The organism is Stenotrophomonas sp. SrG (assembly GCF_050031795.1).
Classification (GTDB): domain Bacteria; phylum Pseudomonadota; class Gammaproteobacteria; order Xanthomonadales; family Xanthomonadaceae; genus Stenotrophomonas; species Stenotrophomonas rhizophila_A.
This window is the reverse complement of record NZ_JBNBBE010001111.1, coordinates 1-239: the sequence shown is the minus strand read 5'-3', so window position 1 is coordinate 239 and position 239 is coordinate 1. Positions and strand designations below refer to the sequence as shown.

At 65.7% G+C, this 239-nt stretch carries 1 protein-coding gene; it reads left to right on the top strand.

Annotated features, from left to right (window positions below; translation table 11 throughout):
* Nucleotides 1-67: 67 nt before the first annotated feature.
* The coding region (locus ACQG3P_RS22915) for an ESPR domain-containing protein (protein ID WP_426806331.1) at nt 68-239 on the top strand (172 nt) is incomplete at its 3' end.

The following is a 239-nucleotide window of genomic DNA, read 5'->3' as shown; positions in this document are numbered from 1 at the left end:
ACGTTGGGCCACGCGGCCTGGCGTTGGCGTCGCTTTGCCCAAAACCAGCCAACCAGGAGTCGCATCGTTGAATCGGATTTATCGCAAGGTCTGGAACAAAGCACGGGGGCAGATGGTCGTTGCCTCCGAACTCGCCAGCAGCCAGACCCCGGGCGTGGTCATCGATCAGCGACGTTCTTCCGACACGCGCGGGGGCGCCGTGCTCTCGGCCGCCCTGGCGTGGACGCGTGGATGGGGCA